The organism is Mycobacterium sp. GA-0227b, from assembly GCF_001499855.1.
In the GTDB taxonomy this organism is placed as follows: Bacteria; Actinomycetota; Actinomycetes; order Mycobacteriales; family Mycobacteriaceae; genus Mycobacterium.
This window is the reverse complement of the sequence record NZ_LQIK01000004.1, coordinates 47,748-70,025: the sequence shown is the minus strand read 5'-3', so window position 1 is coordinate 70,025 and position 22,278 is coordinate 47,748. Positions and strand designations below refer to the sequence as shown.

General features: G+C 68.8%; 17 protein-coding genes. 8 read left to right on the top strand and 9 right to left on the bottom strand.

Going from position 1 to position 22,278, the window contains the following annotated elements:
- Window positions 1–11 precede the first annotated feature (11 nt).
- The 3 genes from AU185_RS05265 to nei2 all read left to right on the top strand — a co-directional run bounded on the left by AU185_RS05265 (window position 12) and on the right by nei2 (window position 6,117).
- Window positions 12–662, top strand: coding sequence for a TetR/AcrR family transcriptional regulator (locus AU185_RS05265; RefSeq protein ID WP_059099067.1), 651 nt, complete (start codon window positions 12–14; stop codon window positions 660–662).
- A 110-nt stretch (window positions 663–772) separates the two neighbouring features.
- On the top strand, window positions 773–5,323 hold the full coding sequence (locus AU185_RS05260; protein WP_059099068.1) for an ATP-dependent helicase: 4,551 nt from the start codon (window positions 773–775) through the stop codon (window positions 5,321–5,323).
- A 35-nt stretch (window positions 5,324–5,358) separates the two neighbouring features.
- On the top strand, window positions 5,359–6,117 hold the full coding sequence (gene nei2 / locus AU185_RS05255; RefSeq protein WP_059099069.1) for an endonuclease VIII Nei2: 759 nt from the start codon (window positions 5,359–5,361) through the stop codon (window positions 6,115–6,117).
- 89 nt (window positions 6,118–6,206) lie between these two features.
- On the opposite strand, the gene AU185_RS05250 is transcribed toward nei2, so the two are convergent.
- Window positions 6,207–7,307, bottom strand: a complete 1,101-nt coding sequence (locus AU185_RS05250; protein ID WP_059099070.1) for a fatty acid desaturase family protein — start codon at window positions 7,305–7,307, stop codon at window positions 6,207–6,209.
- A 15-nt stretch (window positions 7,308–7,322) separates the two neighbouring features.
- The gene (locus AU185_RS05245; RefSeq protein WP_059099071.1) at window positions 7,323–8,399 is read right to left on the bottom strand and encodes a ferredoxin reductase; all 1,077 of its coding nucleotides are present in this window, start codon (window positions 8,397–8,399) and stop codon (window positions 7,323–7,325) included.
- A gap of 70 nt (window positions 8,400–8,469) precedes the next feature.
- Here AU185_RS05245 and AU185_RS05240 point away from each other — a divergent pair, with 70 nt between their 5' ends.
- Entirely contained in the window at window positions 8,470–9,159 is a 690-nt protein-coding gene (locus tag AU185_RS05240) for a TetR family transcriptional regulator (protein ID WP_059099072.1), read from the top strand.
- Window positions 9,160–9,185: 26 nt separating this feature from the next.
- Window positions 9,186–9,971: an enoyl-CoA hydratase/isomerase family protein gene (locus tag AU185_RS05235; RefSeq protein ID WP_059099073.1), complete on the top strand. Its 786-nt coding sequence runs from the start codon at window positions 9,186–9,188 to the stop codon at window positions 9,969–9,971.
- Here the strand turns inward: AU185_RS05235 and AU185_RS05230 are convergent.
- Window positions 9,940–10,710 carry an SDR family NAD(P)-dependent oxidoreductase gene (locus tag AU185_RS05230; protein WP_059099074.1) on the bottom strand — a complete coding sequence of 257 codons (771 nt, stop codon included), beginning with the start codon at window positions 10,708–10,710 and terminating at the stop codon, window positions 9,940–9,942. The genes AU185_RS05235 and AU185_RS05230 overlap by 32 nt on opposite strands.
- Before the next feature lie 612 nt (window positions 10,711–11,322).
- On the opposite strand from AU185_RS05230, the gene AU185_RS05225 reads away from it, so the two are divergent.
- A complete protein-coding gene (locus tag AU185_RS05225) occupies window positions 11,323–13,239 on the top strand; it encodes a glycoside hydrolase family 2 protein (protein ID WP_059099460.1) in 1,917 nt (638 codons plus the stop codon).
- A 1-nt stretch (window position 13,240) separates the two neighbouring features.
- Here the strand turns inward: AU185_RS05225 and AU185_RS05220 are convergent, their stop codons facing one another.
- From AU185_RS05220 to AU185_RS05210, 3 genes are read right to left on the bottom strand one after another with little or no spacing between them, the layout of a single operon-like run.
- Window positions 13,241–14,089 (bottom strand): pseudouridine synthase, encoded by an 849-nt coding sequence (locus AU185_RS05220; RefSeq protein WP_059099455.1) that lies wholly within the window; start codon window positions 14,087–14,089, stop codon window positions 13,241–13,243.
- A gap of 5 nt (window positions 14,090–14,094) precedes the next feature.
- Window positions 14,095–15,846 carry a glycerol-3-phosphate dehydrogenase/oxidase gene (locus tag AU185_RS05215; protein WP_059099454.1) on the bottom strand — a complete coding sequence of 584 codons (1,752 nt, stop codon included), beginning with the start codon at window positions 15,844–15,846 and terminating at the stop codon, window positions 14,095–14,097.
- A 57-nt stretch (window positions 15,847–15,903) separates the two neighbouring features.
- The gene (locus AU185_RS05210) at window positions 15,904–17,319 is read right to left on the bottom strand and encodes an NAD(P)H-quinone dehydrogenase (protein ID WP_059099453.1); all 1,416 of its coding nucleotides are present in this window, start codon (window positions 17,317–17,319) and stop codon (window positions 15,904–15,906) included.
- 67 nt (window positions 17,320–17,386) lie between these two features.
- On the opposite strand from AU185_RS05210, the gene AU185_RS05205 reads away from it, so the two are divergent.
- Window positions 17,387–17,866, top strand: a complete 480-nt coding sequence (locus AU185_RS05205; protein WP_059099452.1) for a gamma-glutamylcyclotransferase family protein — start codon at window positions 17,387–17,389, stop codon at window positions 17,864–17,866.
- 108 nt (window positions 17,867–17,974) lie between these two features.
- Here AU185_RS05205 and AU185_RS05200 read toward each other — a convergent pair whose 3' ends face one another.
- From AU185_RS05200 to AU185_RS05190, 3 genes are all read right to left on the bottom strand, one after another.
- Window positions 17,975–18,862: a type IV toxin-antitoxin system AbiEi family antitoxin gene (locus AU185_RS05200; protein WP_059099451.1), complete on the bottom strand. Its 888-nt coding sequence runs from the start codon at window positions 18,860–18,862 to the stop codon at window positions 17,975–17,977.
- A 181-nt stretch (window positions 18,863–19,043) separates the two neighbouring features.
- Window positions 19,044–20,216 carry an amidohydrolase gene (locus AU185_RS05195; RefSeq protein WP_059099450.1) on the bottom strand — a complete coding sequence of 391 codons (1,173 nt, stop codon included), beginning with the start codon at window positions 20,214–20,216 and terminating at the stop codon, window positions 19,044–19,046.
- Window positions 20,213–21,394 (bottom strand): M20 family metallopeptidase, encoded by a 1,182-nt coding sequence (locus AU185_RS05190; protein WP_059099449.1) that lies wholly within the window; start codon window positions 21,392–21,394, stop codon window positions 20,213–20,215. Before AU185_RS05190 ends, AU185_RS05195 begins: the two co-directional genes overlap by 4 nt.
- A 56-nt stretch (window positions 21,395–21,450) precedes the next feature.
- On the opposite strand from AU185_RS05190, the gene AU185_RS05185 reads away from it, so the two are divergent.
- On the top strand, window positions 21,451–22,245 hold the full coding sequence (locus AU185_RS05185) for a purine-nucleoside phosphorylase (RefSeq protein ID WP_059099448.1): 795 nt from the start codon (window positions 21,451–21,453) through the stop codon (window positions 22,243–22,245).
- The last annotated feature ends 33 nt before the right edge of the window (window positions 22,246–22,278 follow it).

Here is a 22,278-nt window from a genome sequence, read left to right as displayed (position 1 = left end):
ACCATGGGGTCATGGCCGAGCCCCGCCGGCGACTCTCGCCCGCCGACCGCCGCAACGAGCTGCTGATGCTCGGCGCCGAGGTGTTCGGGCAGCGGCCCTATGACGAGGTCCGCATCGACGAGATCGCCGAACGCGCGGGGGTGTCGCGCGCACTGATGTACCACTACTTTCCCGACAAGCGCGCGTTCTTCGCCGCGGTGGTGCGGGCCGAGGGTGAGCGACTGTTCGAAGCCACCAACACGCCGCCGCGGCCGGGTCAGAGCCTGTTCGACCAGTTGCGCGAGGGCGTGCTGGCCTACCTGCGCTACGACGAGGAGTATCCGCACGGCGCGTGGGCGGCGTACATGGGCATGGGCCGCTCAGACCCGGTCCTGCGCGGTATCGAGGACATCGACACCGACCGTCAGGCCGACCGGATCCTCACGCGGATCCACGCCGCGGTCGGCCACGAGCTCGACTCCAAAGTGGATCGTGACCTGCGAATCACCGTCTACGGCTGGCTGGCGTTCACCTTCGAGATGTGCAGGCAGCGGCTGATCGACCCGTCGATCGATGCCGGCCAGGTCGCCGACGCGTGTGCACACGGCCTGCTCGACGCGATCGGCCGCGTCCCGGGCATCCCTTCTGCACTGTGCGAGGCGGTGTCGCCGGACCGCCGCTGAGCGGCGCAGTGCGCCGAGTGCACGGTCCTGGTACGCCAACTCACGATTTGTGTACCTGGAGCGTGCACTCGGCGATGAAAAATGTCGGTGGGTGCGGGCACGATGGCCAGATGAGCTCCACACCTCTCGCCCGGTTCAGCGACCTGACCCGGGAGTGGTTCACCGGCACGTTCGCCGAGCCGACGCCCGCGCAGGCGCAAGCCTGGTCGGCGATCGCCGACGGTGACAACACGCTGGTCATCGCGCCGACGGGGTCGGGCAAGACGCTGGCGGCGTTCCTGTGGGCGATCGACCAGTTGGCTGCCGAAGCGCGACCCGCCGGAGCAGGCACCAAGGTGCTCTACGTGTCGCCGCTGAAGGCGCTGGCCGTCGATGTCGAGCGCAACCTGCGCACACCGCTGACCGGCATCGGACGCGTAGCCGAACGGCGCGGCGTCCCGGCGCCGCAGATCAGCGTCGGCGTGCGCTCGGGCGACACCTCACCCGCTCAGCGCCGCGACCTGATCGCCCGGCCGCCCGACATCCTGATCACCACGCCGGAGTCGTTGTTCCTGATGTTGACGTCGGCGGCCCGCGACACCCTGACCGAGGTCCAGACCGTCATCGTGGACGAGGTGCACGCCGTCGCGGCCACCAAACGCGGCGCGCATCTGGCGCTGTCGCTGGAACGGCTCGACCAGCTGCTCGACCAGCCCGCGCAGCGGATCGGGTTGTCGGCGACAGTGCGCCCACCCGAAGAGGTGGCGCGGTTCCTGTCGGGCCAGGCCCGCACGACGATCGTCGCGCCACCGGCTGCCAAGACGTTCGACCTCTCGGTCCAGGTGCCGGTGCCCGACATGGCGAACCTCGAGAACAACACCATCTGGCCCGACGTCGAGGAACGCATCGTCGATCTGATCGAGTCGCACAACTCATCGATCGTGTTCGCCAACTCGCGGCGGCTCGCGGAACGACTGACATCGCGCCTCAACGAGATTCACGCCGAGCGCACCGGGGTCGACCTGGAGGCCGGGCCCAACCCCCAAGTCGGAGGCGGGGCGCCCGCCCAGCTGATGGCCAGCGGCGCGTCCTTCGGTGCGCCGACGCTGTTGGCGCGCGCGCACCACGGTTCTGTCAGCAAGGAGCAGCGGGCGATCGTCGAGGACGACCTCAAGAGCGGCAGGCTCAAGGCCGTCGTCGCAACTTCGAGCCTGGAACTGGGCATCGACATGGGCGCCGTCGACCTCGTCATCCAGGTCGAGGCGCCGCCATCGGTGGCCAGCGGCCTGCAACGCATCGGCCGCGCCGGTCACCAGGTCGGCGAGATCTCGCAGGGCGTGCTGTTCCCCAAGCACCGCACCGACCTGATCGGCTGTGCGGTGACCGTCAAACGCATGCTGTCCGGCGAAATCGAGACCATGCGGGTTCCGGCCAATCCGCTCGACGTGCTGGCGCAGCACACCGTCGCGGCGTGCGCGCTGGAACCTCTCGACGCCGACCGCTGGTTCGACGCGGTGCGGCGCAGCGCGCCCTTTGCCACCCTGCCGCGCAGCGCGTTCGAGGCGACGCTGGATCTGCTCTCGGGCAAGTACCCGTCGACGGAGTTCGCCGAGTTGCGGCCCCGCCTGGTGTACGACCGGGACACGGGCACGCTGACGGCCCGGCCCGGCGCCCAGCGCCTCGCGGTCACCAGCGGCGGCGCGATCCCGGACCGCGGCCTGTTCACCGTGTACCTGGCCACCGATTCCGAAAAGCCTTCCCGCGTAGGTGAACTCGACGAGGAGATGGTCTACGAGTCGCGGCCCGGCGACGTGATCTCGCTGGGCGCGACGAGCTGGCGGATCACCGAGATCACCCACGACCGCGTGCTGGTCATCCCGGCGCCGGGACAGCCGGCCCGGCTGCCGTTCTGGCGCGGCGACGGAGTCGGGCGACCGGCCGAACTCGGCGCGGCGGTCGGTGCCTACACCGGTGAACTGGCCCGCCTCGGCAAAACTGAGTTCGACGAGCGCTGCCGCGCAATGGGTTTCGACGCGTACGCCTCGGACAACCTGTGGCAGCTGATCGACGACCAGCGCCAGGCCACCGGCGTCGTTCCCTCAGACACCACGTTCGTCGTCGAACGGTTCCGGGACGAACTCGGCGACTGGCGTGTCATCCTGCACTCGCCGTACGGGCTGCGGGTGCACGGCCCGCTCGCGTTGGCGGTGTCGCGACGACTGCGGGAGCGCTACGGCATCGAGGAGAAGCCCACCGCGTCCGACGACGGCATCATCGTGCGGCTGCCCGACACCGAAGACGCGGCACCCGGTGCGGACCTGTTCGTGTTCGACGCCGACGAAGTCGAGCCGATCGTCACGGCGGAGGTGGGCGGCTCGGCCCTGTTCGCGTCGCGGTTTCGCGAATGCGCGGCCCGCGCATTGCTACTTCCGCGCCGCCATCCCGGCAAGCGCTCACCGTTGTGGCACCAGCGTCAGCGCGCTGCACAGTTGTTGGACGTCGCGCGCAAGTACCCCGATTTCCCGATCGTGCTGGAGGCCGTGCGGGAATGCCTGCAGGACGTCTACGACGTGCCCGCCCTGACCGAGCTGATGCACCGGGTCGCGCAGCGCAGGCTGCGCATCGTCGAGGTCGAGACCGCCACGCCGTCCCCGTTCGCCGCGTCGCTGCTGTTCGGTTACGTCGGCGCGTTCATGTACGAGGGCGACAGCCCGCTCGCCGAACGACGGGCCGCCGCGCTGTCGCTGGACAGCGTGCTGCTCGCCGAGCTGCTGGGCCGGGTCGAACTGCGCGAGCTGCTCGACCCGCAGGTCATCACGAACACGACCCGGCAGCTTCAGCACCTCAGCGACGACCGGCGGGCCCGTGACGCCGAAGGCGTCGCCGATCTGCTGCGGCTGTTGGGCCCGCTGACCGAAGCCGAGATCGTCGAGCGCTGCACGACTTCCGAGGTGGGCGGCTGGCTCGAAGGGCTGCGGGCGGCCAAGCGCGCGCTGCCGGTCTCCTTCGCCGAGCAGACGTGGTGGGTGGCGATCGAGGACATCGGTCTGCTGCGAGACGGGGTGGGAGTTGCCGTGCCCGTAGGGGTGCCGACGGCGTTCACCGAATCGGTCGACGATCCACTCGGCGAGCTGCTCGGGCGCTACGCGCGCACGCGCGGGCCCTTCTCCAGCCGCGACGCGGCCGCCCGGTTCGGCCTCGGTCTGCGCGTCACCGCCGACGTGCTGGGCCGAATGGCGATCGACGGCAAGCTGATTCGAGGCGAGTTCGCCGGCGCGGACACCGACAGTGAGCAATGGTGTGACGCCGACGTGCTGAAGATACTGAGGCGCCGTTCGCTTGCCGCGCTGCGCGCACAGATCGAACCGGTCAGCACCACCGCCTACGGCCGGTTCCTGCCGGCGTGGCAGCTGGTCGGGTCGGCGCACAACGCGGGCGTGGACGGCCTCGCCGCGGCGATCGAACAGCTTGCGGGCGTGCCGATTCCGGCGTCAGCGGCGGAATCGCTGGTGTTCGGCCAACGGGTGCGCGACTACCAGCCGGCGATGCTCGACGAGCTGCTCGCCTCCGGCGAGGTGACCTGGTCGGGGGCCGGCCAAATCGGCGGCGGCGACGGCTGGATCGCATTCCACCCGGCCGAGACGGCGCCGTTGACGTTGGCCGCCCCGACCGAGATCGAGTTCACCGACACCCATCGGGCGATCCTCGACACGCTCGGTGGCGGCGGCGCCTTCTTTTTTCGTCAGCTCGCTGACACCTTCTCCCGCCGCCTCACTGACCACCCGACCGAAGAGCACAAGCGGGCCCTGTGGGACCTGGTCTGGGCGGGGTGGATCACCGGCGACACGTTCGCCCCCGTGCGCGCGATGCTGATGGGCAGCCGCGGCGCTACGAGCCGGCGCAGCGCACCCGCGCACCGGCAACGGCAACGGGCGCCGCGGTTGAGCCGATACAGCGTCGCGCATGCCCAGACCCGCAACTCCGACCCGACGGTGGCCGGCCGGTGGTCGGCGCTGCCGGCGGCCGAACCGGAGTCGACCGTGCGCGCGCACTTTCAGGCCGAGCTGCTGCTCGGCCGGCACGGGGTGCTGACGAAGGGCGCGGTCGGCGCGGAGGGGGTCCCCGGCGGCTTTGCGATGCTCTACAAGGTGTTGACAGCGTTCGAGGATGCCGGCCGTTGTCAGCGCGGCTATTTCGTCGAGTCACTGGGCGGAGCGCAGTTCGCGGTGGCCTCCACCGTCGACCGGTTGCGCACCTACCTCGACGAAGTGGACCGCGACCATCGGGATTATCACGCGGTGGTGCTCGCGGCGGCCGATCCGGCCAACCCCTACGGGGCTGCGCTGCCGTGGCCGTCGAAGCGCTCCGATGACGACGTCACGCATCGTCCCGGCCGGAAGGCGGGCGCGCTGGTCGCCCTCGTGGACGGCGAACTGGCGTGGTTTCTGGAGCGCGGCGGACGCTCGCTGCTGAGTTTCACCGGTGACACCGACGCGCACATCGCCGCCGCGGCAGCCCTGGCTGATCTCGTCGGCAGCGGTCGCGTGGGGTCGCTACTCGTCGAGAAGGTCAACGGCGTACCGGTGCTGGAAACCGGCGCCGGCGGTGAGCGCGCCGGCGTGCAGGATGCTCTGCTCGGCGCTGGCTTCGCCCGCACACCGCGAGGCCTGCGGTTACGGTGATGAGAGCTTGCGCGAAGAACAGAAGGCGCTGACGCATGCCCGAAGGCGACACGGTTTACCGCACGGCCGCCAAGCTGCGCGAGGCGCTGGAGGGCAAGGAACTGACCCGCTGCGACGTTCGCGTGCCGAAGTTCGCGACGGTCGACCTGACGGGCTGCGTCGTCGACGAGGTGTTGAGCCGCGGTAAGCACCTGTTCGTCCGTGTCGGTGACGCGAGTATCCATTCGCACCTCAAGATGGAAGGCGCCTGGCTGGTCGGCGGCCAGATTCGTCGCGTCCCCGAGCACAAGATCCGGATCCTCCTGCACACCAGCGACTCTCGCGCCGCAGGCATCGACCTCGCTGTGTTGGAGATCCTGCGCCGCGACCACGATATGGAGGCCGTCGCTCATCTCGGGCCCGATCTGCTCGGCGACGACTGGGAACCCCGCATCGCGCGGGCGAACCTGATCGAGAATCCCGACCGGCCACTTGCCGAGGCGTTGCTGGACCAACGGGTGATGGCCGGTGTCGGCAACGTCTACGCCAACGAGCTGTGCTTCGTCACCGGCTACCTGCCCACCACGGCGGTGAGCCAGGTCAAGGACCCGCTACGGATGGTGCAACGCGCGCGGGACATGCTGTGGTTGAACAGGTCCCGCGTCAACCGCACCACAACCGGCGATACCCGCAGCGGCCGCGACCTGTGGGTCTACGGCCGTCGCGGGCGCCCGTGCCGGCGGTGCGGCACGCCGATCGAGTCGGACAGCAGCGGGGACCGCGTCTCGTTCTGGTGCCCGGTCTGCCAGACCTAACCCACGTCGCCGAGTGTGGTCTCGTCACACACTCCAGCGATGTTTCGCGTGCCGATAAACCGCGTTCGGCGCAACGGCGCTGCGGAGCGTCATGGCAGCGCCAGCCGGACGATCTTGCGCACTACCGTCGCGAACTGCCGCGGCAGCGACCCCTTGTTGTAGGGGATGCCGTAGCGCTCGCAGATGTCCTTGACCTCCGCTGAGATCTCGGCGAGCCGGTGCGCCGGGATGTCGGGGAACAGGTGGTGCTCGATCTGGAACGACAGGTTGCCGCTGAGGATGTGAAAGAGCCTGCCGCCGGTGAGGTTTGCCGACCCGAGGACCTGTCGGAAGTACCACTGCCCGCGCGTCTCGGCCTTGGTCTCCTCGATCGTGAACTCCTGGACGTCATCCGGGAAGTGGCCGCAGAAGATGATCATGTACGACCAGACGTTGCGGATCAGGTTCGCGGTGAGGTTGCCCGCGAACACCCACGGTGCGAACGGCCCCGCCAGCAGCGGGAAGGCAACATAATCCTTGAGCGTCTGGCGTTTGGTCTTGCGCCAGATGCCTTCGAGGATCTCGCGCTTGTCGGCGATCGTGATCTCTCCGGCGCGGATGCGTTCGGTCTCCAGTTCGTGCAGTGCGACGCCGTACTGGAAGAGCACCATCAGCAGGAAGGCGTAGACGGGGTTACCGAGGAAGTACGGCGTCCACTTCTGGTCGCTGCTCATCCGCAGGATGCCGTAGCCGACGTCGCGGTCCATGCCGACGATGTTGGTGTAGGTGTGGTGCATGTAGTTGTGCGAGTGCCGCCACTGGTCGCCGGGGCAGGCGGTGTCCCACTCGAATCCCCTGCTGGAGATTGCCGGGTCGCCCATCCAGTCGTACTGGCCGTGCATGACGTTGTGGCCGATCTCCATGTTGTCGAGGATCTTCGACAGGCCCAGCATCGCGGTGCCTGCCAGCCAGAACGGCGGGAACACGCCGCCGAACAGCAGGGCGCGGCCGCCGAGCTCGAAGCCACGCTGCGCCTTGATGATTCGACGAATGTAGGTGGAGTCGCGCTCGCCGAGGTCGGCGATGACCCGTTCCTTGAGCGCGTCGAGTTCGCGGCCGAATGCCTCGGCCTGTTCTGGCGTCAGGCTGACCGTCTTGCCTGCGACGGTCTTTTCGATGGTGCCCGGTTGTGTGGTGGTGGTGACTGTCATGTCGTGACTCCTCTCTCAGAGCGCGATGTCGACGTCGCCGACGGGCGCGGACACGCACAACTGCACGTCCTCCTCGTCGACGCTCGACACCGCTCCGGTGATCAGGTTCTTGACTGCGCCGCGGGTCTTGCGGCGAGTACAGCTGTGGCAGATGCCCATTCGGCATCCGCTCTCGGGGTTGAGTCCGGCCGCTTCGGCCTGCTCCAGCAGCGGGCGTCCGTCGTCGGCCACTGCGACGCTGCTGTCGGTGAAGGCGACCAGGCCGCCGGACGCCTCGGCCGGCGCCAACGTCGGCGGTACGAAACTCTCCGAGGCGACGTTCTGGCAGTGCGCACGCACCGCCTCGACGAGGTCTGGCGGTCCGCAGACGAACACGGCGTCGGGCTCGGGCATCGCGGCGGCCAGGTGGGCCGGGCCGAACCGGCCGTCGAGATCGGACCCGGCCGTCTCGCGGGTGTAGCCGTGCAGGACCCGCACGTCGCGCATCGCGTCGAGCTCGGCGCGATAGCACGCCTCCTGGGCCGACCGCGCGTAGTGGACGAAGGCGAGCTCGCCGTCGAAGTGCTGGGCGCGCAGGGTCCGCAGCATCGACATGACCGGGGTGATGCCGCTGCCGCCCGACACGAACAGGATGCGGCGCGGACGGGTGGCGGGCGGGCCGCCCGGCAGAGAGAAGTCGCCCCCGACCGAGTCGAGCCCGACGACCATGCCGGGTCGGGCGTGCTGGTTGAGATAGGTCGAGACCAGGCCGCCGTCGTGACGACCGATGGTCAGCTCGAGGTGAGCGGCGCCCTCGGCGTTGGCCGGCGAGTACGGGCGAGTGCGACGACGGCCGTCGATCTCGACCGTGAGGTTGATGTGCTGACCGGCGCGGTGGCCGGTGAACGCCTGATTCGGCTTGAGGGTCAAGGTGACGCTGCGCGGCGTCTCGCGTCGCACCGCGACCACCTCGGCACGGGCCTGCGCCCGGGTCCAGGTCGGGGCCACGAGCTCGGTGTATCGGTCCACGCCATGCGGCCCGGTGAGCAGGTCGACCAGCGGCGACCGAAGCGCCCTGTCCCACAGCCCCTGGGTCAAGGTTTGAGTAAACATGTGTACACCATGTGCGTTCTCCGGCGTATCAGTCAAGGGTTTCTCCGCTGGTTGTGGTACCTTTCACATAGTGAACGGCCGTACGCCTAGCTCACGAACGAGCCGGTCGGGTCGATCGGGCAAGCCCCGCCCGCGGGATTCCGCGACGTTGACGCGGGAGGAGCGCAAGGAAGCCACCCGCCGCGCAATCGTCGCTGCGGCGCTCAAGTTGCTCGAGGACCGAAGCTTCTCCGCGCTGAGCCTGCGCGAAGTAACCCGTGAGGCGGGCATCGTGCCCGCGGCGTTCTACCGGCACTTCGAGTCGATGGAAGCCCTCGGGCTCGTCCTCATCGACGAGTCGTTCCGCAGCCTCAGAGAGATGCTGCGCGGGGCACGCGCAGGGAAACTCGACCCCAAGCGCGTCATCGAGTCCAGCGTGGACATCCTCATCGACGGCGTGAACCAGCGGCGCGAGCACTGGCGGTTCATCGGCCGGGAACGCAACAGCGGAGTCACCGTCCTGCGGTACGCGATCCGCACCGAGATCCGCCTGATCACCTCGGAGTTGGCGATCGACCTGGCGCGCTTTCCCGGCCTGAACACTTGGAGCAGTGAGGACCTCAACATCCTGGCCAGCTTGTTCGTCAACGCGATGATCGTGATCGCCGAGGCCATCGAGGACGCCCACGACCCGGCCGCGCTCGACGAGATCAAACGGGTGGCCGTCAAACAACTGCGAATGATCGCGGTCGGCGTCGCCGGCTGGCGCAGCAGCGTCTGATACCGGCCACGCTTTAGCGTGTGTGCATGCCGAATCTGGAACTGACCTACCCCCGGCCCGACATCGCCGTGCTGACGCTGAACCGGCCCGAGAAGCTCAACGCGCTGTCCTACGACCTCGTCGAGGATCTGCACGCCACCCTCGAGCGGATCGGCGCGGACAACGACTGCCGGGTCGTCGTCCTCACCGGGGCCGGGCGCGGTTTCTGCTCCGGCCTGGACCTGACCGACCCGAACCCCGACAAGGCCGGCGACGGAACGGAGTTTCCCCGCTCGGGTATGCGGTGGCAGGAGCGCATCGCCGACCTGACCGCGCGGATCCACCGGCTGCGCCAACCCGTGATCGCCGCGGTCAACGGCGTGGCGTACGGGGGCGGAATGGGGATCGCGCTCGCCTGCGACATCCGCATCGCCGCCGAATCCGCCCGGTTCTGCACGCAGTTCATCAAGCTCGGCCTGGGTGGCTGCGACATCGGGGTCAGCTACACGCTTCCACGGATCATCGGCGCCGGCCCCGCGTTCGACCTCATCCTCACCGCGCGTGCGGTCGACACGCCCGAAGCGTTGCGGCTCGGCCTGGTGTCGCGGGTGTCTTCCGAGGGATCGGTCGTCGACGACGCCCTCGCCATCGCCGAAACACTGTGCGGGTACGGCAAGTTCGGAGTGGAGTCGACCAAGCAGGTGCTGTGGGCGAACCTCGAGGCGTCGAGCCTGGAAGCGGCACTGCACCTGGAGAACCGCAGCCAGATCCTGTCCTCGACCAGCGGCGAGATGCGCGAAGCTAGCGAGGCGTTCCGCCGCCGTCCACGATGACGACCGTGCCGGTGATGTAGCTGCCCGCGTCGGAGGCCAGCAGCAGTGCGGTGCCGACCATCTCGTCCGGCGAGGCCAGCCGCTTCAGCAGGGTGCTGCGGGCCATCCCGTCGATCACCTCTTGCGGGTTGTTGCGCATCATGTCGGTGTCGACGGGGCCGGGCGCGATCGCGTTCACCCGGATACCCGAGGACGCGTACTCCGCGGCCATCGACCGGGTGAACGACATCAGCGCTGCCTTGTTGGAGGAGTAGATCGAGGTCATTGCCGAGAAGTTGAACGCCCCGACCGAAACCATGTTGATCACAGAGGCTTTGGTGCTGGCCTTGAGATAGGGCAACGCCGCCTGCACGAGGAACACCGGACCGCGCAGGTTGACCTCATAAGACTTCGCCAACGCCTCGGCGGTCATCTCGCCGAGTGGTTGCGCCAGCGCATTGGCGGCGTTGTTGACCACGACGTCGACGACGCCGAACTCGTCGACGGTCCGCGCCACGAGCGACTCCAGCGCGTCGACGTCGCCGAGGTGGGTCGGCACACCGATGGCCTGGCCGCCGAGACCGCGTAGATGCTGCGCGGCCTGCTCGCAGGCGTCGGGCTTACGGCTGGCGACCACGACGCGGGCGCCGGCAAGCGCGAAACCCTCGGCGAGTGCGAGGCCGATTCCCCTAGTGCCGCCCGTGACGATCACGGCGCGGTCGGTCATGTCGAAGAGACGGTCGAATGAAGTGCGGTCCACGGCCGTCAGTCAATCAGAGCGTCGATGCGAACCCGCTGTCAGATGCAACCGCTGATGCTGACCCGTCGCCCCACGTTCGCGCACACGTTGACGTTGGGCGCCGGTGAACATCCCGCCCTGTACGGTGGCCGCATCCGCTGCCGAACGGGTGCTCCGACAAACTGCTGAGCTCGTCTACTCGACGTTTGCTCTCAACCGATATACCGATCCGGCACTGGGCCGCATTCTCGGTTCTCGGCGAGGCGGCGCATCGGTGAGCCGGCCCTCTTCGCGAGTGGCGTCCGACATAGCAAGATGCTAGGCTCGGCGCGCATCCCGACTTCGCAGCTCCACTGTGTCGCAACAGCAATCGTGCATCCTTGCGATCTCGATCCATGTCTCTGTCAGCTCGCCGGCGCCTGAACACAGACGTTCGTCCAGCGCGCTGATGCGAAGTATAGGGAAACACCGGATTCTTCCATGGCTCACCGCCGACTAGGTTTGCCAGGCGGTGACGGTGTACTGCACCACAACCGCATTTCGTCAACGGGTTTCCAGCAGGGGGGACTAGTCGTGGCCGCGAACACCGAGCCGTCCAACAAGCGGCACCGCGTGCACGAGGCACTGCGCCGAATGGCCGCGGTACCCATCGCCCTGGTGGCGGGCATCGCGATCCTGGGTGCGCCGCCGGCCAACGCGGCAGAGGCATGGCAGCGGCAGAGCCCGGCCCTGTCGACTCCCTGGTCGCATCTGGTCGGCCCGAACAACGCGCTGCCCGAGTACCCCCGGCCGCAGATGGCGCGGGCACGCTGGCTGAACCTCAACGGCGTGTGGGCCTACACCGGGCGCTCCGGCGACGCCGCGATGACGACACCACCGTCGGCCGACGACTACGACGAGAAGATCCTGGTGCCCTACCCGACGGAGTCGGCGCTGTCGGGGATCAAGCGGCACGACGACCAGATGTGGTACCGCAAGGTCTTCGAGCTGCCGGGCACCTGGCGGGGGCAGCGGGTGCTGCTGCACTTCGGCGCGGTCGATCAGACCGCCACCGTCTGGGTGAACAACCGGCGCGTGGCCCACCACGAGGGTGGTTTCACCGCGTTCAGCGCGGACATCACCGATGCGCTGAAGTGGACGGGGACGCAGGAGATCGTCGTGCGCGCCGAGGACCGCAACGAAGACGGCCCGTTCGCCGTCGGCAAGCAGCGCAACGATCCCGAAGGTCTGTTCTACACCGGCGCGTCGGGCATCTGGCAGACCGTGTGGATGGAACCGGTCCGCGCCGCACACATCGAAAAGCTCGACATCACACCGGATTTGACCGGCTTCACCGTCACACCGCGGGTATCCGGAACCACCGATGAACGGGCCGAGGTGATCGTCTCCGTCCCGGACGGTGCGACGCTGGCCCGTTCGTCGGCCGAACCCGGCAAGCCGGTGCGTGTGCAGGTGCCGAAGCCGCGCTTGTGGACGCCCGACGACCCCTACCTGTACGACCTCGAGGTCCGGCTCGTCAGCCCGTCGGGAAAGGTCGTCGACGAGGTCAGCAGCTACGGCGGCCTGCGCACGATCAGCACGGTGCGGGATCCGCAGGGCCGGCCGCGAATCGCGTTGAACAACAAGATCACTTTCCTGCACGGGCCGCTGGACCAAGGCTATTGGCCCGACGGCATCTACACCGCGCCCACCGACGACGCGCTGAGGTTCGACCTCGAGCGCACCAAGGCGCTCGGCATGAACTTCGTCCGTAAGCACGCGAAGGTGGAACCGGCGCGCTGGTACTACTGGGCGGACAAGCTCGGCCTGCTGGTGTGGCAGGACATGCCGTCGCTGAACGTGTCCCTCGACGTCCCGGTCGGTCCGGCGCCGGATCCGCCGCCGGAGGCGAAAGCGAACTTCGAACGTGAACTCGTCGAGATGATCGATCAGTTGCGCAGCGTCACTTCGATCGTCGGCTGGGTCACGTTCAACGAGGGCTGGGGTGAGTACGACACCGCCAGAATCGCGCACGTGGCCAAGACCGCGGACCCGACGCGGATGGTCAACGCCAGCAGTGGGGTGAACTGTTGCAAGTCGCGGCCCGACAGCAGGGCCGGCGACGTCTACGACGACCACACCTATGTCGGCCCGGGCCGTCCGGTGCTGCACGACAATCCGGCGACCCCACGCGACGAGAGGACGATGCTCGGCGATCGTCCGGTGCCGCTCGAACACCGGGTGGTGGTCGACGGTGAGTACGGCGGCCTCGGGTTGGTGCCCGACGGGAACCGCTGGCCGGGCAAACCGCAGGCCTACGAAATGGCCGACAACCGAGCGCGTTTGACGCAGCGCTACGTCGAGGTGAGCCGCGACCTGGAAGAAGCGGTCCGCAGGGGCGGTCTGTCCGGCGCGATCTACACCCAGACCACCGACGTCGAGAACGAGGTCAACGGCTTCATGACCTACGACCGGTGGTTGGTCAAGATGACGCTGCGAACGGTCGCCGAACGCAACCGCGCAGTGATCGCGGCGGGCGCACAGGTGGCCCCTCCGGACCCGCGGCGCTGAGTCACAGCGCGCGACGGCTCGTGAACTCGTGTGACCGCCCGGTCTCCGGGTGCACGAACTCGATGCTGTGCGCCAGCAGTTGCAGTGGCCGTGAGAAGTCGTCTGGCGCAACGTCGAGCACGTCCGGGTACAACGGGTCGTTGACGATCGGCAGCCCCAGCGACGCCATATGGACCCGCAGCTGATGCGTCCGCCCGGTCCGCGGGGTCAGTCGATAAAGCCCATTGCCAACGTGCTCCACGCAAGTTTCCGCATTCGGGTCACCGGGCTCTTCTATCGCCTGTAACTGCCCGCGCCGCTTGACGATGCGACTGCGCACCACCATCGGGAACTCGAGTGACGGGTCGACACCGGCCCGCGCCAGGTACGTCTTTCGCACCTCACCGCGGGCGAACATCGTCTGATAGGTGCCCCGCGCCTCGCGCCGCGTCGTGAACAACAGCACGCCCGCGGTCAACCGGTCCAACCGATGCGCCGGCGACAACTCCGGCAGGTCGAGTTCTCGCCGTAACCGCACCGTCGCCGTCTGCGCCACGTGGCGGCCCCGCGGCATCGTCGCCAGGAAGTGCGGCTTGTCGACCACCACGATGTCGTCGTCGCGATACATCACGGGAATGTCGAACGGCACCGGCACCTCGTCGCGCAGATCCCGGTACAGGTACACGAACGCACCCGGCGGCAGCACCGTACCCGCCGTCACGACGTCACCGCCAGCCGTAACCACCTCGCCCGCAAACACTTTGGTGGCGGCTGCCTCGCCGAACCGAGAGGCCAACTCGACCAGCACCGCCCCGCCACGCAGCCGCACCCGCGCCGGACCCAGCCCGTCACGCACCGGCAACGGCGGCATACGTCTCAAGTGAGCGGCACCGGTTCGAGGATCTCGGCGCGCGCCTCCGGCGCTGCCGCCCGTAACGCGTCGGCCGACTCGTCGTCGGGTTCCTGCTGCGAGCGCACCTCCGCCTCGACCCGCGCCAGGTACGTCGCCACTTCACGGTCGACGTCCTCGGCGCTCCAACCCAGCACCGGCGCAACAACTTCGGCGACCTCACGCGCGCAGTCCACTCCGCGGTGCGGATACTCGATCGAGATCCTCATCCGCCGCGCCAGGATGTCCTCCAGATGCAACGCGCCCTCGGCAGCCGCGGCGTACCACGCCTCGACCTTGAGGTACACCGGCGCTTCGGTGATCGGATCCAGTAGGTCGGGTCGCACCCCGGCCTGTTCTCTGGCCATCTGCAGTACCTCGCCGATCAGCGAGCCGTACCGGTCCAGCAGGTGGCGCACCCGGTACGGGTGCAGGTCGTAATGCGCGCCGACGCTTTCGGTCTGGTTGATCAGCGCGAAGTATCCGTCGGCGCCCATCAGCGGCACCTTTTCGGTGATCGACCGCGCCACCCGCGCCGGAATGTACTCCGCGGCAGCGTCGATGGCGTCCTCCCCCATCACCCGGTACGTCGTGTACTTTCCTCCGGCGATCGCCACCAGGCCCGGCGCCGGCACCGCCACCGCATGCTCGCGCGAAAGCTTCGACGTCTCCTCGCTCTCCCCTGCCAGCAGGGGGCGCAACCCGGCGTACACACCGTCGATGTCGTCGTGGGTCAGCGGCGTCGCGAGCACCTTGTTGACGTTCTCGAGGATGTAGTCGATGTCGACCTTCGTCGCCGCGGGGTGCGCCAGGTCCAGGTTCCAGTCCGTGTCGGTGGTGCCGATGATCCAATGCGTGCCCCACGGGATCACGAACAGCACCGACTTCTCGGTGCGCAGGATGATCGCGACCTCGCTGACGATCCGGTCGCGGGGCACCACGATGTGTACGCCTTTGGAGGCCCGCACGCGAAATCGTCCGCGCTGCTTCGACAATGCCTGGATCTCATCGGTCCAGACACCGGTGGCGTTGACCACGACGTGTCCGAGCACCTCGGTCACCGCACCGGTCTCGGAATCGCGGACCTCCACGCCCGTGACCCGGTCGCCTTCGCGAAGCAACGCCACCACCTGCGTCGAGGTCCGCACCACCGCCCCGTAGTGCGCGGCCGTGCGGGCCACGGTCATGGTGTGGCGCGCGTCGTCGACCACGGTGTCGTAGTAGCGGATCCCGCCGATCAGCGACGACCGCTTGAGGCCCGGCGCCAGCCGAAGGGCTCCGGACTTCGTCAGATGCTTCTGCGCCGGAACGGATTTCGCGCCACCGAGCTGGTCGTAGAGGAAGATGCCCGCGGCCACGTACGAGCGCTCCCACCACCTGTTGGTCAGTGGGAACAGGAAAGGCAGCGGTTTGACCAGGTGCGGCGCCAACGTCGTCAGCGACAGTTCCCGCTCGTGCAGCGCCTCGCGCACCAGCCCGAACTCCAGCTGCTCCAGGTAACGCAGGCCGCCGTGAAACATCTTCGACGACCGGCTCGACGTCCCCGATGCGAAGTCACGGGCCTCGACGAGGGCGACCTTGAGCCCGCGCGTCGCTGCATCCAGCGCGGCGCCCGCCCCGACGACGCCCCCGCCGATCACCACGACGTCGAACTGCTCGCTGCCGAGCCGCTCCCAGGCCTCGGCCCGCTGCTCGGGGCCCAGAAGCGTCTGCCCGTTGGCCGGGATCGGATCGCTCACCGGAATGGACTCCTAGTTACTGGTGGGTACGTTCGTCCGTCCCAAGGCTACGTGGGTTCAGTCCAGATCGTCGTGCGCCATCAACCGCCGGCCCGCCTCGGTGATCGACCCCGACAGCGACGGGTACACCGAGAACGTCTGCGCCAGATCCTCGACGTCGTTGCCGTTCTGCACCGCCAAGGCGATCGGCATGATCAGCTCCGAGGCGATCGGTGCCACCACGACCCCGCCGATCACCACCCCGGTCGCGGGACGGCAGAAGATCTTCACGAAGCCGCGCCGCAAACTCGACATCTTGGCCCTGGCGTTGGTGTTCAGCGGCAACATGATCGTGCGCGCAGCCACCGACCCGTCGTCGATCTTGGATTGGGGCACCCCGACCGCCGCGATCTCGGGCCGGGTGAACACCGCGGCGGCCACGGTGCGCAGCCGGATCGGCTCGAGTCCTTCGCCGAGCACGTGGTACATCGCGATGCGGCCCTGCATGGCGGCCACCGAGGCCAGCAACATCAGCCCGGTGCAGTCCCCCGCGGCGTAGATGCCCGGCACGGTGGTGCGTGAGACCCGGTCGACCTTCAGATAGTCCCCCGGCCCGAGGTCGATGCCGACCCGCTCGAGGCCCAGGCCCGCCGTGTTGGGCACCGAGCCGACCGTCATCAACGCATGGCTGCCCTCGACGCATCTACCGTCGGTCATCTTGACCACGACACCGTCGTCGGTACGGCTCACCTGGTCGGCGCGGGCGTTCTTGACCAGCGTCACCCCGCGCGAACCCAGCGCGTCCTCGAGCACCGCGGCGGCGTCGGAGTCCTCGTGGGGAAGGATCTGGTCGCGGCTGGCCACCACCGTCACCTTGACGCCGAGTTCGGTGTAGGCGTTGACGAACTCCGCGCCGGTCACCCCGGAGCCGACGACCACCAGATGCTCGGGCAGTTCCTCGAGGTCGTAGAGCTGGCGCCAGTTCAGAACGCGTTCGCCGTCGGGTTCGGCGCCGGGCAGCACCCGGGGGCTGGCTCCGGTGGCGATCAGCACGACGTCGGCGTCGATCGTGCTGACGGTGCCGTCGTGCGCGGTGATCTTGACGGTGTGCCTGGCCATGCCCGGCATGTCGTCGACCAGCTCACCCCGGCCGGCGATCAGCGTCACGCCGTCGTTGCGCAACCGCTCGGCGATGTCGGCGGACTGGGCGGCAGCCAGCCGCTTGACCCGCTCGTTGATCTTCCGCAGCGAGATCTTGGCGTCCTCGAACTCGAGCGCATAGCCCAGGTCCGGCGCACGACGCAGCTCGGTGCGCACGCCCGTCGACGCGATGAACGTCTTGGACGGGACGCAGTCCCACAGCACGCACGCCCCGCCGATGCCGTCGGAGTCGACGACGGTGACCTCGGCAACTTCGGGTCCTCGTGCCGCGGCGACCAATGCCGCCTCATAACCGGCGGGCCCGCCGCCGATGATCACGATGCGGGTTGCCACGACCCCAACCTAACGAAGCGGATGGTTGATCGCGCAGCCTGTGCGCGAACCCAGCTAGTCTTTCCTGGTGCCGCTCTATGCCGCGTACGGATCGAACATGGATCCGGAGCAGATGTTGCAGCGCGCGCCCCATTCCCCGATGGCGGGGACGGGGTGGCTGCACGGCTGGCGTCTGACGTTCGGCGGGGAGGACATCGGCTGGGAGGGCGCGCTCGCCACGGTCGTCGAGGATCCGACATCGAAGGTGTTCGTCGTGCTCTACGACGTGACCAAGGAGGACGAGGAGAACCTCGACCGCTGGGAAGGCTCGGAACTGGGCTTTCACAAGAAGATCCGCTGCCGGGTGCACCGCATCTCGTCGGACACCAGTTTCGAGCCGGTGCTGGCGTGGCTGTACGTGGTCGACGCGTGGGAGGGTGGTCTGCCGTCGGCACGCTATCTCGGCGTGGTGGCCGACGCCGCCGAAGTCGCCGGCGCCCCAGCGGATTACGTGCACAACCTACGAACTCGCCCGGCGCGCAACATCGGCCCGGGCACCAGCGGCTGACTCTTTTCCGCGAGTTTCCGCGTGGGCCCACGCGAAGTTCCGCGAGTTTCCGCGAGCGACCGCGTCTGTACGCCGACACGCCGTAATTCGCGCGCATTTCGCGGTCGCTCACGCCGCGCGAGCGCGACGCAACTGGTTGTCGATGCGAGCAACGAGCTCCCTCGACCGGTACCGAACATCCTCGAAGACGATCGCAATGACCACCCATCTGACGTCGAGGAGTGCAGCCGTTCGGCGACGGTCGCGCCGTAGCGCCTCGGCGCTGCTGTGCCAGTCCAGACCGTCGTACTCGACGGCCACCCGGTAGGCCGGCCAGGCGAAATCGACGCGACGAAGCTGCCCATTCCCGTCGATGAGCTCGTACTGCAGCTCCGGGGTCGGCAGGCCACCGTCGATCATCGCGAGCCGCGCTTCGCTCTCCATCGGTGATTCCGAGCGGGCGTCGGCCAACGTGATCAGGTCGCGAACGGCGACGATGCCGCGCCGGCCGGCCTGCTCGACGGCCGCACGCCACAGCTCGGTCCGATTCACTGAACCGCTGCGCAGCGCGGCATCCAACGTGGCCAATGCCCTCGGTCGACGCTGCGAACGGGCCACCTCCACCGCCGTCCACGCCGCCGCGGTGACCGGCCTGCCGTCGACGACGGTCAGCGGCGCACCCTCGCGTCGATGGACTTTCATGCCGTCGGTCGATCGCAATCGTGAACCCGGCGGGCTGAGCACATGAAGATCGGCGGGCTCTTCGATATCGAAGCCATGGATCGCCGCTGCGGTGTGCAGACACGCGGCCACCGGAGTGCCACAGCGAAAATCGAGCCCGCGCAGCCGCATCGCGTCATCCGGTTCGCCAATGCAGTAGACCCCTGGCCAAAGCCGTTGCAAGTGACCGGATTCGAGTGCTGAGTCGAAGCCGCGTCTCGTCATGTGTTGCAGGATCTGGGCACTCGTGGCGAGCCCACCCTGCGTATCGAAAAGTTCTGTCAATTGTCGGTTCACAGCGCTGATCGTCAGCGACGAGCGGCCGCGCCGATAGGCCGTGTGGCCAAGCTGTGGATGAAGGTCAAATTGTGGACGATCAACTCTGGCGTGGGCCCACACGGAGTCGGGGACGGCCGCCGAGTGTTCGCGAGAACCGGCGTGTCGGGCGCAAACACGGTCACTCGCGGGAGAAGGAAAGTTAGAACTGGGCGGCCTGGTCGATGATGTTGACCAGCACCCGCACCCCTACCGCCAGCGCCCGCTCGTCGAGGTCGAACGTCGGCTGGTGCAAATCCAACTGGGGGCCGCGGCCCGTCCACACGCCCAGGCGCGCCATCGCACCCGGCACTTCCTCCAGATACCACGAGAAGTCCTCGCCGCCGCCGGACTGCCGGGTGTCGGCCAGCACGTCGGGTCCGATCGCTTCGATCGCGTGGGTCAGGATGCGCGTCGAGATCTCCTCGTTTACCACCGGCGGCACCCCGCGGCGGTACTGCAGGCTGTACTCAATACCGAGCGGCGCGAGTAACGACGAAACAGACTCGCGCACAATGGATTCCAGCATCTCCCAGGTGTCGCGGCTGGCGGTGCGGATGGTGCCGGCCAGCGTGCCGGTCTGCGGGATGGCGTTGGCGGCGACGCCCGCATTGACCGCACCCCACACCATCACGGTGCTGTTGCGGGGGTCGATGCGGCGCGACAACACCCCCGGCACACCGGTGATCAGCGTGCCCAGCCCGTAGACCAGGTCACCGGTGAGATGCGGTCGTGAGGTGTGACCGCCCGGCGAGTGCAGCGTCACCTCGAGCTGATCGGCGGCCGACGTGATCGGTCCGGCCCGCATCGCGACCTTGCCCACGGCCAGCCGCGGATCGCAGTGCAGCGCGAAGATCCGGGACACCCCGGTCAGCGCGCCCGCGGCGATCGCGTCGATCGCCCCGCCCGGCATCAGCTCCTCGGCGGCCTGGAAGATCAGCCGCACCCCGACCGGGAGTTCGGGCACGGACGCCAATGCCAGGGCGGCGCCCAGCAGGATCGCGGTGTGCGCGTCGTGCCCGCAGGCGTGCGAGACGTTCGGCACCAGCGACGCGTACGGCGCGCCGGTGCGGTCGGCCATCGGGAGCGCGTCCATGTCGGCGCGCAACGCGATTCGAGGTCCGTGTTCGGGACCGAAGTCGCACGTCAAGCCCGTTCCACCGGGCAGCACCTTCGGGTTCAGGCCCGCGTCGGCCAGCCGGGACGCGACGAACTGCGTGGTGGCGAACTCCTGCCGGCCCAGCTCGGGGTGCATGTGAATGTGGCGGCGCCACTCGACGAGGTCGTCGTAGTGGGCCGAGAGCCACCGCGCGGCGGCGTGGGGCAGCACGCTCACGACGCCCGCCTCGCCTGTGACTCCATCACCCGGTCGCGCTCGTGCGGCGTTTCGGCCAACCGCACGGCGGTGCGGGCCAGCATGATCGCGCCCTCGATGACGGCCTTGTCCGCGCTGGGCCCGGCCGCGGCCGTCGCGAACGCCGGCTGGTGCACCGACGCGCCGCCCGCATCGATGCCGACGATCGGATGGATTCCGGGCATCACCTGGGTGACGTTGCCCATGTCGGTGCTGCCCAGCGGCAGCGCGGCCTCGACGTCGGCGGGCACCGGCTCGCGGCCCAGCCGCTGCATCTCGGCGCGGAACGTCTCCGCCAGCCAGGTGTCCGGGGTCAGCTCGAGGTAGCTGGGTTCGGTCTCGGTGACCTCGTGGCTGCAGCCGGTCGCCACAGCGCCGGCCAGGAAGCAGTCGGCCATCCGTTGTTCGAGTTCCCGCAGCGAGGCGGCGTCGTTGGCCCGCATCGTGAACTGCATCTCGGCGCGCGCGGGGATGACGTTGGTGGCCTGGCCGCCGTCGGTGACGATGCCGTGCGCCATCTGACCGGGCGCCATCTGCTGGCGCAGCAGCCCGATCGCCACCTGCGCGACGGTGATCGCGTCGACGGCGTTGAGGCCGAGGTACGGCGCGACCGCGGCGTGCGCTTCCCTGCCCTCGTACCGGATCGCGACCTGCGAGAGCGCGAGTGAGCGCGCGCGGGCGATATCGAGCGGGCCGGGGTGCAGCATCACCGACGCCGCGATGTCGTCGAACGCGCCGGCGTTCAGCATCAGCACCTTTCCTCCGCCGGCCTCCTCGGCCGGGGTGCCGAGCAGCACGACCGTCAGCCCCAGCTGGTCGGCCACCTCCGCGAGTGCCAGCGCGGTGCCGACCGCGGACGCGGCAATGATGTTGTGTCCGCAGGCGTGCCCGATGCCCGGCAGCGCGTCGTATTCGGCGCACACCCCGATGACGAGCGGCCCGCTGCCGTAGACGGCGCGGAACGCGGTCTCCAACCCGCCGGGCGCATGCGCGACGGCGAACCCGTACTCGGCCACCAGGGCCTGCGTCTTGGCACAGCTGCGGTGTTCGGCGAATGCGAGTTCGGGTTCGGCGTGGATGGAGTGCGACAGCTCGACCAGATCGCCACGGCGTCGGTTGACGGCGTCTTCGACGGCGTCCGACGCGGTGAGTGCTGGCATCTTGGCAGTATCTCACTGCGGCCGCGCGCCGGGACCGACAGATAAGCTCGCGCACTGTGACCGATGCGCAGGCCCTGACTGCCGAATCGGCGGCCGCCATCGCCGAGCGCACCGGCGTCGACCGCCACGACGTCGCGGTCGTCCTGGGTTCGGGCTGGGCACCGGCCGTCGAACCGCTGGGTGACCCGGTGGCGGTGGTCCCGGTCGCCGAATTGCCGGGGTTCACCCCGCCGGCCGCCGAGGGACACGGCGGCCAGTTGTTGTCGATGCGCGTCGCCGACCACCGGGTGTTGGTGTTCGTGGGCCGCATCCACGGCTACGAGGGCCACGACCTGCGCCACGTCGTGCATGCGGTGCGTGCCGCCTGCGCGAGCGGCGTGCACACGGTGGTGCTGACCAACGCCGCCGGTGGTCTGCGGGAGGAGTTCGCGGTGGGCCAGCCGGTGCTGATCAGCGACCACCTCAACCTGACGGGCCGCTCCCCGCTGGTGGGGCCGCGGTTCGTCGACATGGTCGAGGCGTACTCGCCGCGACTGCGCGGCATCGCTCGCGAGATCGACCCCGCGCTGGCCGACGGCGTCTACGCCGGGCTGGCGGGGCCGCAGTACGAGACGCCCGCAGAGATCCGGATGCTGCGCACGCTGGGCGCGGACCTGGTCGGCATGTCGACCGTGCACGAGACCATCGCCGCGCGTGAAGCGGGCGCGCAGGTGCTCGGGGTGTCGCTGGTGACCAATCTCGCCGCGGGGATGACGGGCCGCCCGCTGAACCACGAAGAGGTGTTGGAGGCGGGCCGCCGGTCGGCGACGCGAATGGGCGCGCTGCTCGCCGCGGTCATCGCCCGGCTCTGACGGCGACCCGCGTCGCTGGAATATGCCGACAGG